Below are 22724 nucleotides of genomic sequence, written 5' to 3' on the forward strand. Positions count from 1 at the left end.
CTTCCCGCGCTGGAGCAGCGAGAGGCGAGGGAAGCGGCGCAGCCGCTCAGGGGGGTATTCATTAATTACTTGACCGAGCCCTTGGGCAGCACCTGAACCACGGCACTGCGCTGCATTTGCACTTCCACGCCGTTGGCGATCTCGATGTGCAGGAAGCCTTCGGACAGGCGCGTGACCTTGCCGACGATGCCGCCGGAGGTGGCCACTTCATCGCCCTTTGCGATGGCCTCGATCATGGCGCGGTGTTCCTTCTGGCGCTTCATCTGGGGGCGGATCATGACGAAGTACAGCACCACAAACATCAGCACCAGGGGCAGCATGCCCGTGAGGGTGGACATCATGTCACCGCCGCCAGCGGCTGCGGCGGGTGCGGTTTGGGCAAAAGCGGAAGAAATAAACACGGACTGGACTCCACAACGGATGTTCAAAATTCACAAAACCCGCCAGGGGCAAGCGCCAAGGCGCCTGTCAGGGCGGAACAGGACATTGTATGCGGCGCCCCGTGCGCGCCCCAAGGGGGAAGACCCAAGGCGGCGGCGGGTGTTTGCCGCGCCAGCCGCACGCAAGGAGCGGTACGCAGAAATTTTCAATAAAAAGTGCCGTCAGCGCTTTATGAGTATTGGTTTAAAGCTCACCAATTGATAGTAAAAAGCCCGCGCTAGGCGCGGGCCCTTTCATCCTCAGTGGGCAGTACAGGCCCGGCGTCAGGCCGCCTGGCGTTCGGGCTGAACCACTTTGCCGCTGCGCCACTGGGCCATCAGGCCATCCCACTTGGGGCGCGCGGCCAACAGGTGTCGCTCCTTCACATGGCCGTAGCCCCGGATCTCTTCGGGAATGCGGGCGATGTCGACGGCCAGTGCCAGATTGTCGGCCGTCAGGCCATGCAGCAGCTCGTCGATCGAGGCGCGGTACTCCACGATCAGCGCGCGCTCCATGCGGCGCTCCTCGGTGCGGCCAAACACGTCGAATGCGGTGCCGCGTAGGCCCTTGAGCTTGGCCAGCATGCCGAAGGCGCTGCGCATCCAGGGGCCGAAAGGCTGCTTGACCAACTCGCCGCGGTCGTTCTTCTTGGCGGTCATTGGGGGCGCCAGGTGGTGCACCAGCTTGTAATCGCCTTCGAACATGTTCGCGATCTTGTCCGTGAAGGCCTTGTCGGTGTGCAGGCGCGCCACCTCGTACTCGTCCTTGTAGGCCATGAGCTTGAACAGGTAGCGGGCCACGGCCTCCGACAAACGGGTGCCGGCGCCCAGCTTGCCCTCCGCGGCTCGCACCTTTTCCACGAAGGCCGTGTACTCGGAGGCGTACGCGGCGTTCTGGTAACCCGTGAGGAAGTCCACGCGCTTTCCGAGCATTTCGGTCAGCGAGGGCTTCTTGACGAACTCGATCACTTGCGCGGCCTGGAACAGCGACTGCACGGCCTTGAGGTCGTGGGCGCAACGGCGACCCCATTCGAAGGCAGCCTTGTTGTTGTCCACCTGCACACCGTTGAGTTCCATGGCGCGCATCAGCGATGCAAAGGTCAGTGGCACGCGGCCCTTCTGCCAGGCGTAGCCCAGCATCAGCGGGTTGGTGTAGATGCTGTCGCCCAGCAGTTGGGTGGCCACCTGCTCGGCATCGAAGCTGCCCACACCGCCCGCGCCCACAGCGGCGGCAATCGCGCTGTCGCAGTTGGCACCGGGGAACTGCCAGTCCGGGTTGGTGACGAAGGCCGCCGTGGGCGTGCCGTGCGTGTTCAGCGCCACGAAGGTGCGGCCCGGCTGCATCACGGCCAGTGTGTACTTGTGCGCCGCCACGATGGAGTCGCAGCCGATCACCAGGTCGGCCTTGGCGGTGTCGACCTTGGTGGTGTAGATGGCCTCGGGCCGGTTGGCGATCTGGATGTGGCTCCAGGTGGCGCCGCCCTTTTGCGCCAGGCCCCCGGCGTCCTGCGTGATGACGCCCTTGCCGTCCAGGTGCGCGGCCATGCCCAGCAGCGATCCGATGGTGATCACGCCCGTGCCGCCCACGCCACCCACCACGATGCCCCAGGCCGTCTCGGCCACCGGCAGCACGGGATCGGGGATGGGCGGCAGGCTGGCCAAGTCGCCCTTCTTTTCCTTCTTGGGCTTCTTGAGCTTGCCGCCTTCCACGGTGACGAAGCTCGGGCAGAAGCCATTCACGCAGGAGTAGTCCTTGTTGCAGGTGCTCTGGTTGATGCGGCGCTTGCGGCCGAACTCGGTCTCCACCGGCTCCACGCTCAGGCAGTTGGACTTGGTCGAGCAATCGCCGCAGCCCTCGCACACCAGGTCGTTGATGACCACAGTCTTGTCGGGCGTGGCCAGGGTGCCGCGCTTCCTGCGGCGGCGCTTTTCGGTGGCGCAGGTCTGGTCGTAGATGATGACCGTGCAGCCCTTGATCTCGCGGAACTGGCGCTGCAGCGTGTCGAGTTCGTCGCGGTGGTGCACCGTCACGCCTTCGGCCAGCGCCACACCGTCGTACTTCTGCGGCTCATCGGTCACGATGATGAGCTTGACCACGCCTTCGGACTTGAGGCTGTTCATGATCTGCAGCACCGAGTGGCCTTCGGGCCGCTCGCCCACCTGCTGGCCGCCGGTCATGGCCACGGCGTCGTTGTACAGCACCTTGTAGGTGATGGTGGTGCCCGCGGCGATGCTCTGGCGAATGGCCAGCAGCCCGCTGTGGAAGTAAGTGCCGTCGCCCAGGTTGGCGAACACGTGCTGGTCGGTGGTGAACGGTGCCTGGCCCACCCACGTCACGCCCTCGCCACCCATCTGCGTGAAGGTGGAGGTGTTGCGGTCGGGCATCCAGTTGGCCATGTAGTGGCAGCCAATGCCGGCCACGGCGCGCGAGCCCTCGGGCACGCGGGTGCTGGTGTTGTGCGGGCAGCCGCTGCAGAACCACGGGGCGCGCTCGCCCGTGTCCACCTTGAGCTCGGTCATCGCGCGCTCGCTGGCCTCGATGACGGCGATGCGCGAATCCATGCGCGCGATGATGTCGCTCGACACGCCCAGCTTCTTGAGGCGCTTGGCAATCGCCTTGGCGATGATGGCGGGCGTCAGGTCGGCCTTGGCGCGCAACAGCCAGTTCTGGCTGGGGTTGGGCATGCTCCATTCCCCGCCCGTGGCATCGCCCTCGGGCTCGTCGAACTTGCCCAGCACATTGGGGCGCACGTCGGCGCGCCAGTTGTACAACTCTTCTTTCAGTTGGTATTCGATGACCTGGCGCTTTTCCTCCACCACCAGAATCTCTTGCAGGCCCTGGGCGAAGTCGCGCGTGATGGTGGCTTCGAGCGGCCACACCACGTTGACCTTGTGCACGCGGATGCCCAGCTGGCGGCAGGTGTCGTCGTCCAGGCCCAGGTCCACCAAGGCCTGGCGCGTGTCGTTGTAGGCCTTGCCGCTGGCGATGATGCCGAAGCGGTCGTTCCTGCCTTCGATCACGTTGTAGTTGAGCTTGTTGGCGCGCACATAGGCCAGGGCCGCGTACCACTTGTAGTCCATGAGGCGCGCTTCCTGCTCCAGCGGCGCATCGGGCCAGCGGATGTGCAGGCCGCCGGGCGGCATCACGAAGTCTTCGGGCATCACGATCTTCACGCGGTCCGGGTCGATGTTGATGCTGCTGGAGGACTCGACCACCTCCTGGATGGTCTTCATGCCCGACCACACGCCTGAAAACCGGCTCATGGCAAAGGCGTGCAGCCCCATGTCCAGGATTTCCTGCACGCTGCTCGGGAAGAACACCGGCGTGCCGCAGGCCTTGAAGATGTGGTCACTCTGGTGAGCGGCCGTGCTGCTCTTGCTGATGTGGTCGTCGCCCGCAATGGCGATCACGCCGCCGTGCTTGGCGGTGCCGGCCATGTTGGCGTGCTTGAACACGTCCGAGCAGCGGTCCACACCCGGGCCCTTGCCGTACCAGATGCCGAAGACGCCGTCGAACTTCTTGCTCTGTGGGTACAGGTCCAGCTGCTGCGTGCCCCATACGGCCGTGGCGCCGAGTTCCTCGTTCACGCCGGGCTGGAAGACGATGTTGTTGGCCGCCAGGTGCTTCTTGGCCGCCCACAGGGACTGGTCGTAGGTACCGAGCGGCGAGCCACGGTAGCCGCTGATGAAGCCGGCGGTGTTGAGGCCCTGCATCGCATCACGCTGGCGCTGCAGCATGGGCAGCCGCACGAGGGCTTGCACCCCGCTCATGAACGCCCGGCCGTGGTCCAAAGAGTATTTGTCGTCGAGGGTGACGGTTTCGAGGGCCTTGCGGATGTGCTCGGGCAGCGGTGCATTCATGGCTATGTCTCCAATGGCTTTTTTGGGGGCCGCGCCTTGTGGGCTCGGTGGGGCAGCACAACGCGGCCCGTTTAGGGCTGCGGCACTAGTGTGGGAGAAGTGTATGTCTGCATCGCTGATATGTCTTTGCGTTCTGTGCCGTCTTTAGGCTATTCTGAGAAAGGATCTTTCTCGGCACGGCTGTTTTGTGAATACTCTCGACAAATTCGATATCGCCATCCTCAATGAGCTGCAGGCTGACGCCCGGCTGACGAACGCCGAACTGGCCCAGCGCGTAGGCCTGTCGGCCGCGCCCTGCTGGCGGCGTGTGCGGGCGTTGGAGGAGCAAGGCTTCATCAAGGGCTACCGTGCCGAGATCGACCGGCACAAGATCGGCCTCGGGGTGCTGGCCTTTGTGCGGCTGGACGCCGACCGCAGCACCGGCAACCTCACCCGCGCCATGGAGGAAGCCATCCGCCAGATCCCCGAGGTGGTTTCCTGCCACTACATCAGCGGCACCGGCACCTTCGAGCTGCAAGTGGTGGCGCGTGACCTCGACAGCTTTTCGCAGTTTGCGCGCGACGTGCTGCTGAACCTGCCCAATGTGAAGGACATGCACACCAGCTTCTCGCTGGGCGAGGTCAAGGCCAGCGGGGCGCTGCCGCTCACGCACCTGGTGCGTGCCAAGTGATGGGCGCTATGTTTTCAATAGCTTTTTGCGCTTGCTAGATAAGCGTTAGAGGTCGATCAAGACAGTCATTGGTGCGGCGGCCCATGCCCCCGCGCACGCGCTCAGCGCGCCGAGCCGTGCCATCGAGCGTAACAAGGCGTTAGGGCGCCGATCCGCGGCATGGTGTGCTGTATAAGCCTGCTGAACCACGGGCGGAGCCATCGAGGCTTCGCGCGCGCTGCATCCACCACCACGCCCCGCGGGCTGTCTGCCCCGTGCCCACGGCCGGGGCTCTCGGCCGTGGTGCACGTGATGCCGGCGGTTTTCTGGTGGGTCCATCAAATAACTACGGTCCCCTTCGAGCACAGGCAGCCAGCCTGTCCACAAGGGCTCCAACGAGGGAGCGGTCGGCATGATCTTCTGGGGCATTTTTTGGGGCGCGGTACTGGGTTCGTGGTTTGGCGGCTACGGCGATTTCGGGCCGTACGTCGGCGGCATCCTGGGCTTTTTTGCCGGGCTGTCTCTGCGCTGGGCCGTCCGCTCTGCGATCCGCAGCGAGCTGCAGGCGCAGGCCGCGAAACCTGCCGTCAACCCTGTACCACTGGCTCCGACGCCTACCCTGGCTGAAGACCGGGCGCCCGCTGCGCCCGTGGTGGCGCCAGTCCCTGTGCCGGTCGTGGCCATGCCTGCCGCGAGTAAAAGTCCAATTGAGGAGGCCGATGCGGAGTGGGTTGGCGAACTCACGCCGCAGGGCTTGTCGCCTGTCCCACCATCTGTCGCACAGTCCCGTGCTCCCGCGCCACCTACAACGCCCAATGCCATCGAGCAGGCGGTGCTGGCCGCGAAAAACTGGTTCCTCGGCGGCAACACCATCGTGCGCGTCGGCTTGGTGATCCTGTTCATCGGCCTGTCCTTCCTGGCGCGGTACGCCGCCTCTGCCGGATTGCTCCCGGTCGAGTTCCGCCTGGCCGCGATTGCCGGCGTGGCCATCGCGCTGCTGGTGGTCGGTTTCCGCAAGCGTGTGGACAAGCCCGCCTTCGCGCTGGCCCTGCAGGGCGGCGGCGTGGCGGTCATGTACCTCACGGTGTTCGCGGCGTTCCGGCTCTACGGGCTGCTGCCGCCCACGCTGGCCTTCGCGCTCATGATCGCGGTCTGCGCCACCAGCTGCGCGCTGGCGCTGCTGCAGGACTCGCGCTCGCTCGCGGTGGCGGCGTTTGCCGGTGGCTTTGCGGCGCCCATCCTGCTGTCCACGGGCCAAGGCAGCCACGTGGGCCTGTTCAGCTACTACACCCTGCTCAACCTGGCCATTCTGTTCATCGCCTACAAGCGCTCCTGGCGCGTGCTGAACGTGGTGGGCTTTGTGGCGACCTTCGGCGTGGCCTCGGCCTGGGGCGTGCTCAAGTACGTGCCCGACCAGTACGCCAGCACCCAGCCCTTCCTCGCGGTCTTTGTGCTCATCTACCTGTTCGCCGCCATCCTGTACGCACGCAATACGCCCACCAAGCTGGGCAATGCGGTCGACACCATGCTGGTGTTCGGCACGCCGCTGGTGGGCTTTGGGCTGCAGGCCGGGCTGGCGCAGCCCTTCGAGCTGGGCGCTGCCTTCTCGGCGGTGGCCTTTGCCGCGCTGTACCTGCTGGCCGCCATGGTGCTGGTGCGCCGCGCACTCGCAAGCTACCGCCTGCTGATCGAATGCTTCATCGCCATCGGCGTGGGCTTTGCCACGCTGGCCGTGCCGCTGGCGCTGGACGCGCAATGGACGTCGGCGGTGTGGGCCCTCGAGGGCGCCGGCGCCTTCTGGGTCGGCATGCGCCAGGCCCGCTGGATGCCGCGCGCTTTCGGCCTGGTGCTGCAGGGCGTGGCGATGCTGGCCTTCATGGACGGCGTCTCCAGCGTCTCGCGCCTCGCTCTGGTCAACCCGGCCTTCCTGGGTGCCTTGCTGATCGCGCTGCCGGCACTGCTGCTGGCCTGGTGGCTGCGCAAGCCGCTGCCGCACAGTGGCTCGGCCTGGGCCAAGGGCTACGCGGGTGTGGAGGCGCGGCTGTCCAGCCCCGCCTATCTCTACGGCTTTGCCTTCTGGTGCCTGGCCTGGCTGCTTGAGATCACGCGGCGCGTGCCCGGCCTGGAGGCGGGCCAGTGGCCCGTGCCGGTGTTCTCCGAACGCATCATCGAACTGCTGGCCATGCTGGCCATCGTGCTCAGCGCCGCGCTGTCGATGGTGCTGGGCCTGCGCACGCGCTGGCCCGTGGCCACCTGGCCGGCGCGCGGCACCATCGCCGTGCTGGCGCTGGGTTTTGTCGCGCAGGTGGGCGACGGCTACCGCGTGCTGGCCACCCCCGCGTGGGCCGTGTGGCCGGTGGCGCTGGCGCTGCATGGGTGGATGCTGCGGCAGACGGACCGCCTGCAGGCAGCGGCCGCTGGGGACGGCAAGCCCGCCGCGCGCATGTCGGTCTTCGGCTGGTTCCATGCCGCCACGGCGTGGCTGGTGACCTTTCTGCTGGCCGACTGCCTGTGGTCCGGCATCGGCAAGGCCGAGCTGTGGCGCACCTCGTGGGCCGGCGTGGTCATGCTGGTCAGCGCCATTGCGGTGCTGATGGCGCTGGCACTGTGGGCCGGCCGCGGCAACCGGCCTGCGGCACGCGCAGCGCTGCCCTGGCCGCTGAACCCGCATGCCGAGGCTTACTACTGGCTGGCGGCGCTGCCGCTGGCGGTGCTGGTGTTCTGGGGCTCGCTGCTGGCCGCGGTGCATTCGTCGGGCCACACCGCGCCGCTGCCCTACATCCCGCTGCTCAACCCCACCGACCTGACCCTGGCGCTGGCGCTGGGCGGCTTGGTGTTCTGGCGGCGGGTGCTGGTGTCGGCGCAGCCGCAGCCTGCCCACGCGGGCTGGGTGACCGGCCGGCATGCGCTGGTGGCGCTGGCCCTGCTGGTGTTCATCGCGATCAACACGGTGTGGCTGCGCGTGGCCCACCATTTCTTCGGCGTGCGCTGGGATGCCTCGGCGCTGTTCGACAGCTTCGTCGTGCAGACCGGCTACGCCATCCTGTGGACGCTGCTGGCGCTCAGCATGATGGTGCTGGCGCACCGCCGCGCGCAGCGGCCGCTGTGGCTGGTGGGCGCGGGCCTGCTGGGCGTAGTGGTGGTCAAGCTGCTGCTGATCGATCTGTCCAACGCCGGTGGTGCCGAACGCATCATTGCCTTCATCGCGGTGGGTGTGCTGATGCTGGTGGTGGGCTACTTCGCGCCGCTGCCGCCCAAGGCCGCGCCCCGCGCGGCACCGGATGCTCCGCCGGTCGCGCCCGTGGCACCGGTCGCACCTGCGGCAACTGTGGCCCCGGCGCAAGAGGAATCACTGTCATGAAGTCTCCCCGTCACCACCTGCCGCGGCCCTTAGCCGCATGGCTGGCCGCTGCCGCCCTGTCCCTGGCCGCCGGGGGTGTCCAGGCGGCGGCCGATGCCAACAGCCCTGCCGCCTACGCCATCCGCATCCCTGTCACGCTGGCGGCCGATGCGCCGCTGCAGCGTGTGTTGCTGCCCGCCGAGGTGCTGGTGCGCCTGCAGAACCCGGGCTATGCCGACGTGCGCCTCTTCAACGGCGCAGGCCAGCCGGTACCCATGGCGCTGGCCGGCGTGGCCGCAGCCAGCGCGCCGGAGGAATCGGTGGTGTTGCCGGCGTTTCCCATCCTGGGCGCGCCCGGCATGCCAGGGCAGGCCGGGCTGGAGGGCCTGTCGCTGCGTGTCGAGGAGCAACAGGGCCGGCGCGTGGTGCAGATCGACACGGCGGGTACGGCAGGCACTCCAGGCACGGCAGGCGCGCAGACCGTGCGCGGCGCGCTGCTGGACGCGCGCAGCGTCCAACTGCCCGTGGCCCGCATGGCGCTGGACGCCGATCTGCCCGCCGGCCAACCGGTGACCTTCAGGGTGCAGGCCAGCCGCGACCTGAAGAACTGGCGGCCGCTGGCCGAGACGGTGCTGTACCGCGCCGACGCGGCGGGCACGACCCCATCCCCAGCGGCACCGGGCCGCCTGGGCAGCGAGCACATCGACCTGCAACGGGCCGACCTCAAGGACCACTATCTGCGCGTGACCTGGGGCGATGCCGCCGTGACATTCCGCGGTGCGACGCTGGTCACCTCGCGCGGCGCGGGCCCGCGCGAGCGCGTCAGCGCCAGCATGGCGGTGCCGCCGCTGGGCAACAACCCGCGCGAGCTGGTGTTCGCCCTGCCGTTCGCCACACCGGTCGCTGCGCTCAAGATCACGCCGCAGGGCAGCAACGTTCTGGTGCCGGTGCGCGTGCTGGGGCGCAACGACCGCGAACGGCCCTGGGCGCACCTGGCCAGCGCCACGGTCTACCGCATGTCCACGGGCGGCAAGGAGCAGACCAACGCCCCGGTCGAGCTGGGTGGCGCTTCGGTGCGCGAGGTCAAGATCGAGGCCGACGCCAAATCGGCCGGCTTTGCCGCCGCGCCCGACATCGCGCTGCAGTTCGAGCCGGCCCAGCTGGTGTTCCTGGCCAGCGGGCAGGGCCCCTTCACCCTGGCGGCTGGCCTGCCCGGCGCCAGAGCGGCGGCGAGCGCGTTCCTGCCCCTGGCGAGCCTGGTGCCGGACTACCAACCCCAGCAGGAGAACACCCTGCCCCTGGCGCTGGCCGATGTGGCCCGGGCCGACATCACCGGCGGCAAGCCCGCGGTTGGTCCGCTGGTGGCCGCTGCCACAGCCAGCGACGGCCTGTCGATGCGCAGCTGGGTACTCTGGGCGGTGCTGCTGGCGGGCGTGGGCGCGCTGGGGCTCATGGCCTGGCTGCTGATGCGGCAGACGAAACCGGCGAGCCAACCAGCGATCAAACCAGCGAGCAAGGCGCCGGATTCGCCGCACGACGCGGTGTGATGGTGCGATGTTGTGACCTTGTGGCGCACCGGCGAGGTGGCTATTCGATGCGGTACGCACCATGGCCGCTCCAACCGTCGCACAATGGGAGGACATGCCACCTTTGCCGTCCCACGAAAGCACGCGCAGCGTTGCGCCCACCCCCGCTCCTGACCTGACCCCCGCTGCCGATGCCGCAGCGCGCGGGCCGACCGACGACGCGGCCGCCGCAGACCGCGCTGCGGTCGCGCAGGGCACCGAAGAATCCGTCGCCGCGCAGCTCGACCAGAGCGCTGCGGCGCAGCTGAGCCAGGCCGCATCGCTCTCGCCGTTCGCCCCGCTGTCGGTGCCGGTGTTCCGCATGCTGTGGCTCACCTGGGTGGCGGCCAACACCTGCATGTGGATGAACGACGTGGCGGCCGCCTGGCTCATGACCACGCTTACCAGCTCGCCCATCCTCGTGGCGCTGGTGCAGTCTGCCTCCACCCTGCCCGTCTTTTTGCTGGGCCTGCCCAGCGGTGCGCTGGCCGACATCCTAGATCGGCGGCGCTACTTCATCGCCACGCAGTTCTGGGTGGCCGCCGTGGCGCTGGTGCTGTGCGTGTTCGTCATGGCCGGCGGCATGACGGCGCCGCTGCTGCTGATGCTCACGTTTGCCAACGGTATCGGCCTGGCCATGCGCTGGCCGGTGTTCGCGGCCATCGTGCCCGAGCTGGTCAGTCGCCCGCAGCTGCCCGCCGCCCTGGCCCTCAACGGCGTGGCGATGAACGCGTCGCGCATCATCGGCCCGCTCCTGGCCGGCGCCATCATCGCCAGTGCGGGCAGCGCCTGGGTGTTCGTGCTCAACGCTGTGCTGTCGGTCATCTCGGGCCTGGTCATCATGCGCTGGAAGCGCACCCACGTGCCCAGCCCGCTGGGCCGCGAAAAGCTGCCCAGCGCCATGCGCGTGGGCCTGCAGTTCGTGCGGCAGTCGCCGCGCATGCGCGCCGTGCTGTGGCGCATCTCCATCTTCTTCTTGCACGCCACCGCGCTGCTGGCCCTGCTGCCGCTGCTGGCGCGCGGCCTGGAGGGCGGCGGTGCGGGCACCTTCACGCTGCTGCTGGCCAGCATGGGCGCGGGGGCTATTACCGCCGCGATGTTCCTGCCGCGCTTGCGCCAGGCCATGGCGCGCGATGTGCTGGTGATGCGCGGCACCATGCTGCAGGCCGCTGCCACCGGCGTGATGGCCGTAGCGCCCAACGTGTATGTGGCCGTGCCCGCGATGTTCGTGGCGGGCATGGCGTGGATCACCACGGCCAATTCGTTGAGCGTATCGGCCCAGCTCGCACTGCCCAACTGGGTGCGCGCGCGCGGCATGTCGATCTACCAGATGGCCATCATGGGCTCCACCGCGCTGGGCGCCGCGGTGTGGGGCCAGGTGGCCACCATCAGCGACGTGCACGTCAGCCTGGGCATCGCCGCGGGCACCGGCGTGGTGGCCATGCTGCTGGTGCAGCGCCTGGTGGCCGACCGCAGCATGGAGGAGGACCTGAGCCCCTCCCGCGCCTTCAAGGCCCCGGTGGCCGATGCGCCGCCCGGCACGGGGCATGTGGTGGTCACGATCGAATACTTCATCGACCCCGCGCGTGCCACCGAATTCCGCGCGGTGATGCAAGAGAGCCGCCGCAGCCGCCTGCGCCAGGGCGCGCTGGCCTGGCAGCTGCTGCACGACATCAGCCAGCCCGCGCGGTATGTGGAGCGCATCGAGGACGAGTCGTGGACGGAGCACCTGCGGCGCTTCGACCGGGTGACGGCGTCCGACGTGGCGCTGCGCGACCGCAAGCTCGCGTTCCATGTGGGGGATGCGCCGCCGCGGGTGACACGGTGGGCGGTGGAGCAGTGAGCTGGTGTTTCTGAGCGATTTGAGGTGTTTTCGGCTGCTGGCGCTTGTGGAGTAAGCGCTGTAAGCTATAAATTCAATAGCATGCTGATTCACCTCCCCGCGCCCTTCGGGCTGAACGCCCCCGGCCTGTGCGACTCGGTTGAAAATCCTGGCCCATGACTTTTATTTTTCAGATGCTCTATCAAGTGCATCCGCTGTTTCCACTCGCGTATTTGATCGTGCTGGGGAACGGGATTCTTGCCCCCGCTATCTATTGCGCCGTGCGCGGTATTCCGTATGACATCACGAAAATTTGGTCGTTGGCCAAGCGCGGCCAGATCGGCGCGAGATATGCCGTGATTTCGTGGGCCGCATTTGCCGCAGCGTCGGTTTTGGTTCTCGTTCTTGGTGTGGCGAGGTGAACCCATGAAGTGCCTCGCACATTCCCGCTTGTTGCTTTCTTTCCTCTGGGTCGCCCCCTGTGTCCACGCCGCCACCCCCGACCCTGCCCTGCTCGGCTGCTGGCGCGCCGCCAAGATCGTGCTGACCACCCCGGATGGCGAAAAGGCCGAAGACACCTCTGGCCGCTGCACCCTTCAGTTCAAGGAGGACCAGTTCGAATCGACCTGCAAGACCACCAGCGGAGCGGCCACCACCACGTACCGGTACCAGGTCGTCCGCCCCCAGGTGTATGCGGCCACCATGGCGGGCAGCACCTTCAGGACGGAGATGGTGGGCACCACGCGCGAGTACGAGTACCGCATCGAAGGCGATCAATTGCGCACCGTGACCGTGCCCCCGGCGATGGCTTTCGCCGCAGCGGCTGCGGCCCAGCGGGTGGAGACCGAAGCGATGAGGGTGCCGTGCCCGTGAACGTGGAAGCCAGCCGCTGAACGCCGGTGCGCGGGGGCTATTGGAGAGTTTGCTCTTGATTTAATAGCTGCTAGCGCTTGTCCAATAAGCGCTAGCAGCCAAAATCTCTTAAAAATCACCGGGGCCACAACGCCCACAGCCGCAGGTTCTGCTTCAGGCGCCCGGCAATGTCCCCGGCCTCCGGGCCCCAGCCCGTGAAGAAGTCGGCACGCACCGCGCCCAGGATGGCGCTGCCGGTGTCCTGCGCCATCACCATGCGGTTGAGCTGCACCTGGGGGCCGCTGGAGGCCAGCCATACCGGCGTGCCGTATGGGATGCTCTGGCGGTCCACGGCGATGGAGCGGCCGGGCGTGAGCGGCACGCCCTGCGCGCCGCGCGGGCCGAAGCCGGCGTCCAGCGAGTTGAGCGGCTCCTCGCGGAAGAAAACGTAGCGCGGGTTGGTCCACATCAGTTCGTTGGTGCGCTGCGGGTTGGCCGCCAGCCAGGCGCGGATGCCGGGCCACGTCGCGTCGCGCGTGTAGCCCTGGTCCAGCAGCCAGCGGCCGATGCTCTGGTAAGGCTGGTCGTTGGTGCCCGCGTAGGCCACGCGCACCAGCGACACCGACCCGTCGGCCTCGGTGATGCGCAGGCGGCCCGAGCCCTGGATGTGCAGCACCATGGATTCCACCGGGTCGCGCAGCCAGGCGATGGCCCGCCCGGCCAGCGCGGCCTGTGCCTCGGGCAGCGATTCGATCTGCTGGCGGGTGTACCAGGGCTTGCGGGCGCCCAGCCCGGCGGGCGTGCGGTAGATGGGAACGTTGAAGCCGTTGCCCGGCTGGCGCGCGCCGTCCATCATCGGCTCGTAGTAGGCCGTGAGCAGGCCGTCGGGGTTGCCGTCGGTCGCTTCCACGCGGTAGGGCTGCAGCCGCGCGATGAGCCAGGCGCGCTGCTCTTCGGCGGTGGCGATGCTCAACTGGCGCACTTCGCTGCACAGCGCGGTGAAGGGCGGCGCGGGCCGCTCGCAGCTCTTGATCCAGGCGTTCCAGGCCTCGTGCAGCGCGTCTTCGGTAAAGCCGGGCAGCTCGGCCCAGCGCACGGGCACCCAGCGGCTCTTGGGCTGGGCCATCGGCGGAGGCAGCGGGCCGGTGTCGCCGGGCAACACCACCGCCGCACCGGGTGGCAGCGGCGCAGGGAAGGCCGGGGGGCGGGAGGGACTTGCGGGCGGCGGGCTGGAGCAGGCGACCAGCGTTCCTACAATCAGCGCCGTCGATACAAGGCGCAGGAGTGTCAATGTCATGGGGCTGATTTTGCTTGAAGCGCTGCTCGCGCTGGTGCTGCTGGTGGCGATTGTCTGGTGGACGATGTTTTCCGGTCGCAAGGGTGGTGAACTGCAACCGCCCCCGAAAGATTCCCCGTCGGCGGCGTCGCCCCCCGTTCCTCCTCCTCCACCGCCCCCGGCGCAATGACTAGGCGCGCGTGTGGGGCGTGGGCCCCAGGCGGCTTCGTCCTACAGCCAGGGTGCCGCTGTGCCGATGGTGCCCCAGCCTGACTGCGGCCACGATGGCGTTGAGCTGGGCGCACCCGAGGCCGGGGCCAAGGACAGGCCACACGGCACGCGAACGGAACTCCCGAAGCGCCCAGCTCCATTGAATCTTTCAAGGAGCACCACCATGCGCAAACACATTCTTCTCGGCGCGACCGCCGTCCTCGTTCTGGCCACCGGCTGTGCCAACATGGACGACACCCAGCGCCGCACTGCCACAGGGGCCGGCGTGGGCGCGCTGGCTGGCGCCGTGATCGGCTCGGCCACCGGCGGTAATGCCGGTACCGGCGCCGTGGTGGGCGCGGGCGTGGGGGCCCTGGGCACCTACATCTGGTCGCAGAACATGGAGCGGCAAAAGCGCGAGATGGAGCGTGCGACCCAGGGCACCGGCATTGCCGTGACCCAGACCGCCGACAACCAGCTCATGCTCAACATCCCGAGCGACATCTCGTTCGCCGTGGGCCGCTCGGACATCCAGCCCAACTTCGCGCCCGTGCTTGATCAGTTTGCCGCCGGGCTGCGCAACAACCCCAACACGGACGTGCGCATCGTGGGCCACACGGACAACACCGGCAGCGACGCCATCAACAACCCGCTGTCGGTGGACCGCGCCGCCAGCACGCGCAGCTACCTGGCTGCGCGGGGCGTGGATGGCCGCCGCATCGCCATCGATGGCATGGGCGAGCGTTACCCCATCGCCGCCAACGAGTCGGCTGATGGCCGGGCGCGCAATCGGCGTGTAGAAATCTTCGTCGGAGAACGTCCGAGGGGGTAAGCTTGGCGCCTGGAACGCGAAAGAGCGGTGAAACAGGCGGGGCGCAAGCCAGCGGAAACCGTGTAGCGGCTCAGGGGGTTATCTACTTCATTGTCCGGTGCGCAGTAGGTTGGCCAGCTCCACGGCCGACTTGACCTGCATCTTGTCGAACACGCGTGATCGGTGAACCTCCACCGTGCGCACGCTGATATCGAGCTGGTCCGCGATCAGCTTGTTGGGCAGGCCCGCCACCACTAGGTCCATCACATCGCGTTCTCGGTCCGTCAGGTCGCGCAGGCGCACCTGCAGGTCGCTGCGTTCGCGCAGTTGCGCCAGGCGCTCCGCCGATTGGGCCAGCGCTTGCTCGACACGGTCCACCAGGGCATTGTCGGAAAACGGCTTCTCGCAGAAATCGAACGCTCCCCGCTTGACCGTGTCCACGGCGGTGGGCACGTCCGCATGCCCGGTCAGGAAGATCACCGGCATGGTGGCCAGGTCGCCGCGCACCGCCAGCAGGTCAAACAGCGCCAGGCCACTCATGCCGGGCATGCGCACGTCCAGCAGCAGGCAGCAAGGCTGGCGCTGGGCAGGGCGGCCAGACAGCATGGCGTCAAAGGCCTCGGCACTCTCGAAGGATTCGCTGAGCAGCCTGCGCGAGCGCAGCAACCACGCCAGCGCTTCGCGCACGCTGGCGTCGTCGTCCACGATGTACACGGTGGCGTTGGATACGGGTTCCATCAGAGATCAGGTTTCAGGCGAAGGTTGGGAAACGGGCAGCGTGAAGGTAAATACCGTACCACGCGGCCCATGGGGCGCAAATCCGAGGAAACCACCGTGCTGCTCGATCACCGTGCGGCACATGCTCAGGCCCAGGCCCATGCCTTCCGGACGGGTGGTGAAGAACGGTGTGAAGAGCTTCGCGGCCACTTCGGGCGCAATGCCGGTCCCCAGGTCGGTCACGGCAAACTCGATCCAGCCGCTGTGCTGGTTCGACGCTGCACGCCGCACCCGGATGTCGAGCACACGTGTGGGGATGGTGGGGTCGTCCATCGCCTGCATGGCATTGCGCGCCAGGTTGAGCAGCACCTGTTCGACCATGGTGCGGTCGCACAACACGGGGGGCAACTGGGGTTCCACCGTGGTGTTCACGCGCACCCCCAGCTTGCGTGCCTGCAGGCTCACCAGCGGCAGGATGGCGTCAAGCAACTGCTGTGCGTACACGGCCTCGCGTGCCTGGTCGCGGCGGCGCACAAAGTCGTGCACGCTCTTGATCACCTTGCCAGCGCGTTCGGCTTGCCGCGCAATGTGTTGCATGGCCATGCGCACATCCTGCAACTGCTCGGCATGGGCGGCGGCGCCCGCGCCTTGGTCCTGTGGTGGGGGCGCCTCCAGCAGGTTGATGGAGCCCGTGGCGTAGCTGGAAATGGCGGCCAGGGGCTGATTGAGCTCGTGGCTCAGCAGCGAGGCCATTTCGCCCACGGTGGCCAGCCGGGCGGTGGCTTGCAGCCGCTCTTGCGACGCGCGCGACAGCTCTTCCACCCGCCGCTGCTCGCTGATGTCGAGGAACGCGCTCATCCATCCCGTGTGCAGGCCCTGGGCGTTGATGAGCGGGGCCTCAATGATCAGCACCGGAAAACGGGTGCCGTCCTTGCGCATGAATTCGGACTCGAAACCCTCGCGCGGCGGCATGGTGCCCGCGAAGCGGATGGCCTGGCGCTGGCGGTACTCCTCTACCCGTTCGGGTGGCCAGTAGGGCGCGGTGACGCTCTGGCCGAGCAACTCCTGCGCGCTGAACCCCACCATGGCGCAGAACGCCGGGTTGACATAGGTGATGCGACCTTCCAGATCGCGTGCGCGCAGGCCCGTGACCAGCGAGTCTTCCATGGCCTTGCGGAACGCCAGCGCGTCCGCCAGGTCGCGCTCGGCGCGCAGGCGCCTGCGGTTGTCGCGCACCAGCACCACCATCACGGTGACCAGCGCAATCGACATGGCGGTAACCAGCGCGGTCAATACATTGGGGAACAGGCTGGGCGCGCTGTGCCAGGTGTCCATGCGCAGCACCAGTGTGCTGCCGGGCAGATCCAGCAGGTGCGTGGCCGTGAACATGCGCGAGCCCCGGCGTGCGGCGCCCAGCACGGCCAGCCGGGTGCCGTCGGCCTCGGTGAAGGAGGCTTCCTGGCTGCGCGTGAGGTTGTGCGCCACCAGGTTGATCAGCACGTCCTGCAGCGAATACGTGACCACCAGGAAACCCGTGCTGCGTCCCCCCGAGGTGAGGGGCAGGCACAGCTCCATCATTTCCGAGCCCAGCCCGTCGCCATGGGGTTGGAAGTAGCTGCTCGAATAGGCCGGGCTGCTCAGGCGGCGCGCATTGGCACAGGCGATGGCGGCATCGGACTGATTGCCCTCGCGCAGCCGGGCGTCCCACGCCACGGGGCGGTAGGGCGACTGGGCGTGGGTGCGCACCCGCAGGTTGGCATCGCGCCACTCGATGCGCACCAGTTCGCGCCGGCTGCGCAGCAATTCGGCGGCATCGACCTCCCACGCCAGCTGGCCTGGGTCGCCCGCGTGCAGTGCCTGCAGGCTTTGCAGGTTGCGCGTGAGCGCCACGCGGATGTCGGACACCGCGTCGGCCGTGTCACGCTCGAGCCGCGACTGCACCTGGCTGGCCTCATAGCGCCCCGCAAGCCACACCATGGTGGCGAGCATGGAGATCACCAGGGCTACCAGCAGGGTCCACAGCGACCAGCGCCGCCAGGCGCCCCGCCAGCGCCTGGCAAGGATGTTCAGACTGACCTTCATCCCTTCCATCCCCCGCGTGCTGCGCGAGAGAAGGGGGAAGCGGCGCAGCCGCTCAGGGGGTTGTGCTTCATTTCACAGGACGCGGTGCGACAAGGCAGGCAATTGCAGGCGCAGGTCGCGCAGGCGCTGCGGGTCCACCACACCCGACACCACGCCCGCGAGCTGGTCCTGCTGCGCGAGCACGGTGCCCCAGGGGTCCACCAGCATGCTGTGGCCCCAGGTGTGCCGACCGTTCTCGTGCACGCCGCCCTGGGCTGGCGCCAGCACGTAGGCCAGGTTCTCCACGGCACGGGCGCGCAACAGTACCTCCCAGTGCGCCTGGCCGGTGGTGTGGGTGAACGCGCTGGGTACGAGCAGCAGGTCTGCACCGGCACTGGCGTGGGCGCGGTACAGCTCGGGAAAACGCAGGTCGTAGCACACCGAGAGGCCCACGCGCCAGCGGTGGCCATCGCGCGATGGCAGCTCGAACTGCACAGGGGTGTTGCCCGCTTCGATGACCCGGCCTTCGTGGAACTGCTCGCGCCCGTTGTCGAAGTAGAAGAGGTGGATCTTGTCGTAGCGTGCCACGCAGTTACCGCTAGGGTTGAACACCAGGGTGGTGTTGCGCACGCGCTCGGGTGTGGTGGCCAACAGGGGCAAGGTGCCACCCACTATCCACATCTGCAGCTCGCGCGCTGCACTGGCCAGAAAGTGCTGAATGCGACCTTCGCCCGGGGCTTCGCGCAGGGCGAGCTTGTCGGTGTCCTTGTGGCCCATCACGCAGAAGTATTCGGGCAGAACCGCCAGCTCGGCCCCTTCGCTGGCCGCATGCTCCAGCAGGGCGCGTGCGGCGCGCAGGTTGTCGTCAAGCCGGGTGCACGACACCATCTGGATCGCGGCAACTTTCATCATGAGGGTTCTCCGGTTCGGGGCGTGCTGGGGCGTGCTGGGGTGCCGGTGGCGGGGGTTGACTCGCGGTTGCGGCGCGCCACGCGCACCACGCGCGGGTCTGCCCAGGTGCCATCGACGCGGAATTCCTGCGTGGCCGCCTCGATCAGCGGGCCGCGCAGGAACACCTGGGCCAGGAAGCTGCCCAGTCCAATGACCGGGTTGATGGCCGTGGCCACCAGGGACGCGGTCATCGCGTTGATCTCGGGCACCACCACCACGCGCAGGTCCTGGGTTTCGTGGTCGATGTTGGCGCTGCCCTCCATCAGCACAGCAGCATTGACGCCCTTCATCTGCAGGTTGTTCGTGGTGGCCACGCCCTGCTCGATGCGCACGTCGCCGCGCACGAAGTCGAAGGCGAAGCCCTCGCTGAACACGTCGCGGAAGTCGAGCGTCAGGCGGCGCGGCAGCGATTGCAGGCTCAGCACGCCCAGCAGCTTGGCCAGGCCCGGGTCGGCCTTGAGAAACTGGCCCGACTCGATGTTCAGGTTGATCTGACCGGTCATGGTCCGGTAATCGGGGCTGAACGGAGCACCGATCCAGGCCACCTGCCCCTCCATGCGGCCCTTGCCACGCCGGACCACATTGGCCATGCCCATGCGGCCCAGCAGATCGCCCGAGTCGCGGATGTCCAGCTTGAAGTTGAGCACGGTACGCCGGTCGGGTGTGCGGGGACCCACCCCCGCGGTGTTCAGCACTGCCCAGTTGCCGTTGGCCGTGAAGTTCGCTTCGGGCGCCGTGATGTTGAACTTGGAGAGGCGCCATTCGCGCTGTGCGCCTTCGCCACCCCGGTTCTGGGCCTCCATCTCCACACGCCCGAGGCGCTTGCCGCGCAATTCAAAGTCGTCCACGACGATGTCCAGCGCGGGCAGGGCGCCGGGCTGTTCGTCCAGCAGCGCCTCGACCTGATTCACATCGCTCTGGGGCATGTTCACGCGTGAGAGCCTTGCAAACAGGCGCCCGTTGGGGTGGTCGGCGCCACCTGGCTGGCGGTATTCCAGGTAGCCATTGAGTTCCGTGGCGTCGAGGTTGGCGCGCCAGGTGGCGCCTTCACGCAGCGCGCCGGCCACGATGTTGTGCAGGGTGCGGCCCTGCAGGGTGAGTTCACGGGCGCGCAAGGCCAGCGTGGTCGGCAGGTAATCCTGTGCCACGCTGTGGGTTCCCGGCGATGCCAGCGCCGTGGCGGGACGTGCAGCGGGCTCGCTGCCCGTCGCTTGCGTTAGCACGTCTTCCCAGGCATCCACATCCAGCTTGCCTTGGCTGATGTTGGCTGCCACCCCCTGTGCGGGCACCGGGGCCGATTCACCACCCGAGAGACCGATGCCGATGGCGCCGCGCAGCACGCGGGCCTGGGGCCCGCTCAGGTCCCGCAGGTAGGTGGCTGAGCCCAGCGCTCCCAGGTCCAGCGTGATCTGATCGCGCAGTGGCGGTGCTTCCCCGCCGTTTCCTGTGTGTGTGAGGCCGACCAGCGATTCGCGGGCCACCTGGGTTTCAAAACGCAGGGGCAGGCTGCTCTCGGCCGTCTTGCCCAGCGGGGCCGGCAGCGCCAGCGCCAGCCCCTGCAGGCTGGTGGTGACTTGTATTTCTGGCACCCCACGGCGAAAAGCGAGCGCCATGGAATACGCGGTGCTGCCCGTGGCGCGGCGCGCCAGCTGCGAGAGCATGCCCAGCTGCGTTGCCTGCTGCAGCCCCTCGGCCGTGGCGGTGCCCTGTGCACGAAGCTGCACGGCCGATTCGGTGGCCGGAGCATTGGCTGGCAGCGCGCGCATCCCGCCCTCCAGCCGCACCGGCCCTCCCAGCGCCTGGGCCTGCATGGCGTTGAGTGAAAAACCGGCTTCGGTGAACTGCACCACACCCCGCACCCGGCTCAGCGTAGGGGTGTCGGGCGTGATGCGCAGTTCGTTGCCTGCCAGCGTGACACTGCCCTGGACCTTGGACTTGTTGATATCGCTGATGGGCAGGGCCAGGCGCAACTGAAAATCCGCGTTGCCGTTGCCGGTGGCCTGCTCCAGCGCGTTGCCTGTCATCCGGCCCAGTGGCGATGTGTTCATGAGCGTGAGCAGTTCGGTCAGCGGCCCCCGGGCATCGGCACTGACACCCACCACGGTGTGGGCGAGGTCCGGAATCTTGGCATCCACCTTTGACAGGCGCAGGCCTGGGCGTCCCGCAAAGCCGCCGCTGGCACCCCGGACCTGCATGGAGGAGCGCTCGAAGATCAGCTCGCCCGCAAGCTCGGTCAGCGCTGGCCACGGCAATGTGTTGGCCGGCTGCAACTGCGTGGGCACATAGGCGTAGGTGACATCCTTCACGCGGGCTGCAATGCGGAATTCACCCAGCTTCGGGTCGTTGAACGGCAGGTGGTGCAGATCCCCTTTGACCCGGAACTGGACGTTGCTCGCGCTGCCCGCCACCACGGCGTCGCGCACGTAATGGCGCGACTCGGCAGGGATGGACAGGGGCAGGTAGCGGTGCACGCGCGTCCCGTCCGCCCGGTTCAGCGTGCCCGTGAGGTCCAGCACCCCCGGAAAGCGCGAGCGGTGCGCCACCTTGCCCGCATCGCTGGTATGCCAGGTGGCCCGGGCTTCGCCCTGGGCATCGGCATTGGCGAACTGCACGTCGTTGGCCTGCACGGCGATGCGGTCGCCATCGAGTTGCCAGCGCACGTCGGCGCTGAGGCGGTCCAGCGGCAGCACAGGATCTTCGAACACGCCGGGCAGCACCAGGGCGCCGGAGGCAATGGTCAGTGCCGCCTTGCCACCCGCCTGCGTCATGTCGATGTCCACCGTGGCACCGCGCAGACCCAGCTGGGTGGAGGCGCTGCCCGGCGCGTCCCCCGCCAGGGCCAAGCCCCGGATGCGTCCGCGCACCTGGTATTGCTGCAGGTTTTCGAGCGGCCCTTTCCAGGTCGCCTGGATCTCGTCCACGAGCCCGTGGGGGGAATAGGTGCGCACGGCTTCGTGTGCCGTCGCACCCAGGGGCAGGCGGCTGGCGACCTGGGCCAGGGCGGCCAGGTCCAGGCGGTCGGCGCGGAATTCGCCTTGGGCGGGTGCCTTGCCGGCCGCCGCCGTGTGCACAAGCCGTACGTTGCCGCCGGGCCAGGTGATCCCGTCGTCGGTCTTGAATTGCAGCGCCTGGGTCGAGAACTCGAACCCCCCGTTCAGCCGGCGCCCACCCAGCCGCCCCTGAATGGACGGCAGCACCAGCGCCTGCAGATCCGCGCCCAGCGTGGCATTGACATCGGCGAGCGCCAGGTCGGCCGTGCCGCCCACGATCTGTCCGCGCTGCACATCGGCCCAGGCGCGCAATGCGCCCCGGCCCTGGGCGATCTCCATGCCCACATCGGCGTGGTGGCGAAGCCGGGAGACATCTACCCGGGAAAAGTCGGCGAAGACCTGCCCGTTCCAGTGCTTCCAGTTGCCATCGCGTGCGCGCAGCAGGGGCGCGCGGAACAGCCCGACCACCGTGAAGCGGTCTCCCCAAGCCGCAGGCGGCGTGGCATCCAGGCGCATGTGGTGGTGCCAGTTGCCGTTGCGCAGGAGAAGGTCCACCTTCTCCAGCGCAAGCTCCGGGGCGCCCCGCTGCTCGTCGGTCCAGCGCACCGTGCCGCCCCGGATGAAGACCTCACCCTGGGAAAACAGCCAGTCGGCTGCGGCGTTGTCTTCGCCCTGCTGTTGGGAAAAATCCAGTCCCGCCACCTGGATGCGGCCGTCTGCAGTGCGGCGTACATCCAGCTCAGGCTCTTCGATGTAGAGCTGTTCGAAACCGCCCTTGAGCAGGGAGCGCGGCGACAACGCCACCACCACCCGAGGAAGGCGCAGCGCAGAGCGGCCAGCAGCGTCCAGCAGGGTGACATCGGAGAGTTCGATGGAAGGGATCAGGCCTTCGGTGTGCGCCGCGATGGCGCCAATCTGGACCGGAACCCCCAGGGCCCGTGCGGCATGCGCCTCCAGCTGTGGGCGGAAATCACCGATTCGCGGCACAATCCAGCCATGAAGGGCACCCCACGCGATGGACAGCAGCAGCCAGAATGCCAGCAGCAAACCCAGCGACCACCGCGCGAGACCTGCCACAATTTTCAGCAGGCGGGTGGGGTGCGTGGTGGGATCGATCATGTTGGGATTGAATGTGGCAGGAATTATGACCCGCAGGCTTAGCGCGGGTTCACTACAAACCAGTGTCCTTATGTATGTGGC

The 22724-nt window shown here is 67.8% G+C and carries 15 protein-coding genes; 8 read left to right on the top strand and 7 right to left on the bottom strand.

Translation table 11 applies throughout. The features are described from left to right. Positions 1-65: 65 nt before the first annotated feature. Together yajC and IB243_RS11525 are read right to left on the bottom strand one after the other, a co-directional pair. Positions 66-401: a preprotein translocase subunit YajC gene (gene yajC, locus IB243_RS11520; protein WP_010464611.1), complete on the bottom strand. Its 336-nt coding sequence runs from the start codon at positions 399-401 to the stop codon at positions 66-68. Positions 402-704: 303 nt separating this feature from the next. Continuing rightward, positions 705-4280, bottom strand: coding sequence for an indolepyruvate ferredoxin oxidoreductase family protein (locus IB243_RS11525; RefSeq protein WP_192427102.1), 3576 nt, complete (start codon positions 4278-4280; stop codon positions 705-707). A 187-nt stretch (positions 4281-4467) separates the two neighbouring features. Between IB243_RS11525 and IB243_RS11530 the strand changes: the two genes are divergently transcribed. The 6 genes from IB243_RS11530 (at position 4468) to IB243_RS11555 (ending at position 12529) form a co-directional block, all read left to right on the top strand. After that, the gene (locus IB243_RS11530; RefSeq protein WP_010464607.1) at positions 4468-4950 is read left to right on the top strand and encodes an Lrp/AsnC family transcriptional regulator; all 483 of its coding nucleotides are present in this window, start codon (positions 4468-4470) and stop codon (positions 4948-4950) included. 391 nt (positions 4951-5341) lie between these two features. After that, positions 5342-8290, top strand: a complete 2949-nt coding sequence (locus IB243_RS11535) for a DUF2339 domain-containing protein (RefSeq protein ID WP_192427103.1) — start codon at positions 5342-5344, stop codon at positions 8288-8290. Further along, positions 8287-9816, top strand: a complete 1530-nt coding sequence (locus IB243_RS11540) for a DUF3999 domain-containing protein (protein ID WP_192427104.1) — start codon at positions 8287-8289, stop codon at positions 9814-9816. The genes IB243_RS11535 and IB243_RS11540 overlap by 4 nt, the downstream gene beginning before the upstream one ends. Positions 9817-9910: 94 nt before the next feature. Beyond that, complete coding sequence (locus IB243_RS11545) at positions 9911-11677, top strand: MFS transporter (RefSeq protein WP_192427435.1); 1767 nt, start codon at positions 9911-9913, stop codon at positions 11675-11677. Positions 11678-11832: 155 nt separating this feature from the next. Continuing rightward, positions 11833-12078, top strand: a complete 246-nt coding sequence (locus IB243_RS11550) for a hypothetical protein (protein WP_192427105.1) — start codon at positions 11833-11835, stop codon at positions 12076-12078. A gap of 4 nt (positions 12079-12082) precedes the next feature. Next, on the top strand, positions 12083-12529 hold the full coding sequence (locus IB243_RS11555; RefSeq protein ID WP_192427106.1) for a hypothetical protein: 447 nt from the start codon (positions 12083-12085) through the stop codon (positions 12527-12529). A gap of 115 nt (positions 12530-12644) precedes the next feature. On the opposite strand, the gene IB243_RS11560 is transcribed toward IB243_RS11555, so the two are convergent. Then, positions 12645-13871: an MltA domain-containing protein gene (locus IB243_RS11560; RefSeq protein WP_192427437.1), complete on the bottom strand. Its 1227-nt coding sequence runs from the start codon at positions 13869-13871 to the stop codon at positions 12645-12647. Between IB243_RS11560 and IB243_RS11565 the strand changes: the two genes are divergently transcribed. Then, positions 13804-13974, top strand: a complete 171-nt coding sequence (locus IB243_RS11565; protein WP_167539798.1) for a hypothetical protein — start codon at positions 13804-13806, stop codon at positions 13972-13974. The genes IB243_RS11560 and IB243_RS11565 overlap by 68 nt on opposite strands. A gap of 204 nt (positions 13975-14178) precedes the next feature. Beyond that, positions 14179-14826 (top strand): OmpA family protein, encoded by a 648-nt coding sequence (locus IB243_RS11570; protein ID WP_010464596.1) that lies wholly within the window; start codon positions 14179-14181, stop codon positions 14824-14826. 87 nt (positions 14827-14913) lie between these two features. Here IB243_RS11570 and IB243_RS11575 read toward each other — a convergent pair whose 3' ends face one another. The 4 genes from IB243_RS11575 to IB243_RS11590 form a co-directional block, all read right to left on the bottom strand. After that, positions 14914-15543: a response regulator transcription factor gene (locus tag IB243_RS11575; RefSeq protein ID WP_010464595.1), complete on the bottom strand. Its 630-nt coding sequence runs from the start codon at positions 15541-15543 to the stop codon at positions 14914-14916. Positions 15544-15549: 6 nt separating this feature from the next. Next, the gene (locus IB243_RS11580; RefSeq protein ID WP_010464594.1) at positions 15550-17604 is read right to left on the bottom strand and encodes a nitrogen regulation protein NR(II); all 2055 of its coding nucleotides are present in this window, start codon (positions 17602-17604) and stop codon (positions 15550-15552) included. Between the two features lie 72 nt (positions 17605-17676). Then, positions 17677-18492, bottom strand: coding sequence for a carbon-nitrogen hydrolase family protein (locus IB243_RS11585; RefSeq protein WP_192427439.1), 816 nt, complete (start codon positions 18490-18492; stop codon positions 17677-17679). Next, complete coding sequence (locus IB243_RS11590; protein WP_192427108.1) at positions 18492-22643, bottom strand: YhdP family protein; 4152 nt, start codon at positions 22641-22643, stop codon at positions 18492-18494. Before IB243_RS11590 ends, IB243_RS11585 begins: the two co-directional genes overlap by 1 nt. Positions 22644-22724: the final 81 nt, after the last annotated feature.

Source organism: Acidovorax sp. ACV01 (genome assembly GCF_014851495.1).
Taxonomy (GTDB): domain Bacteria; phylum Pseudomonadota; class Gammaproteobacteria; order Burkholderiales; family Burkholderiaceae_C; genus Acidovorax; species Acidovorax radicis.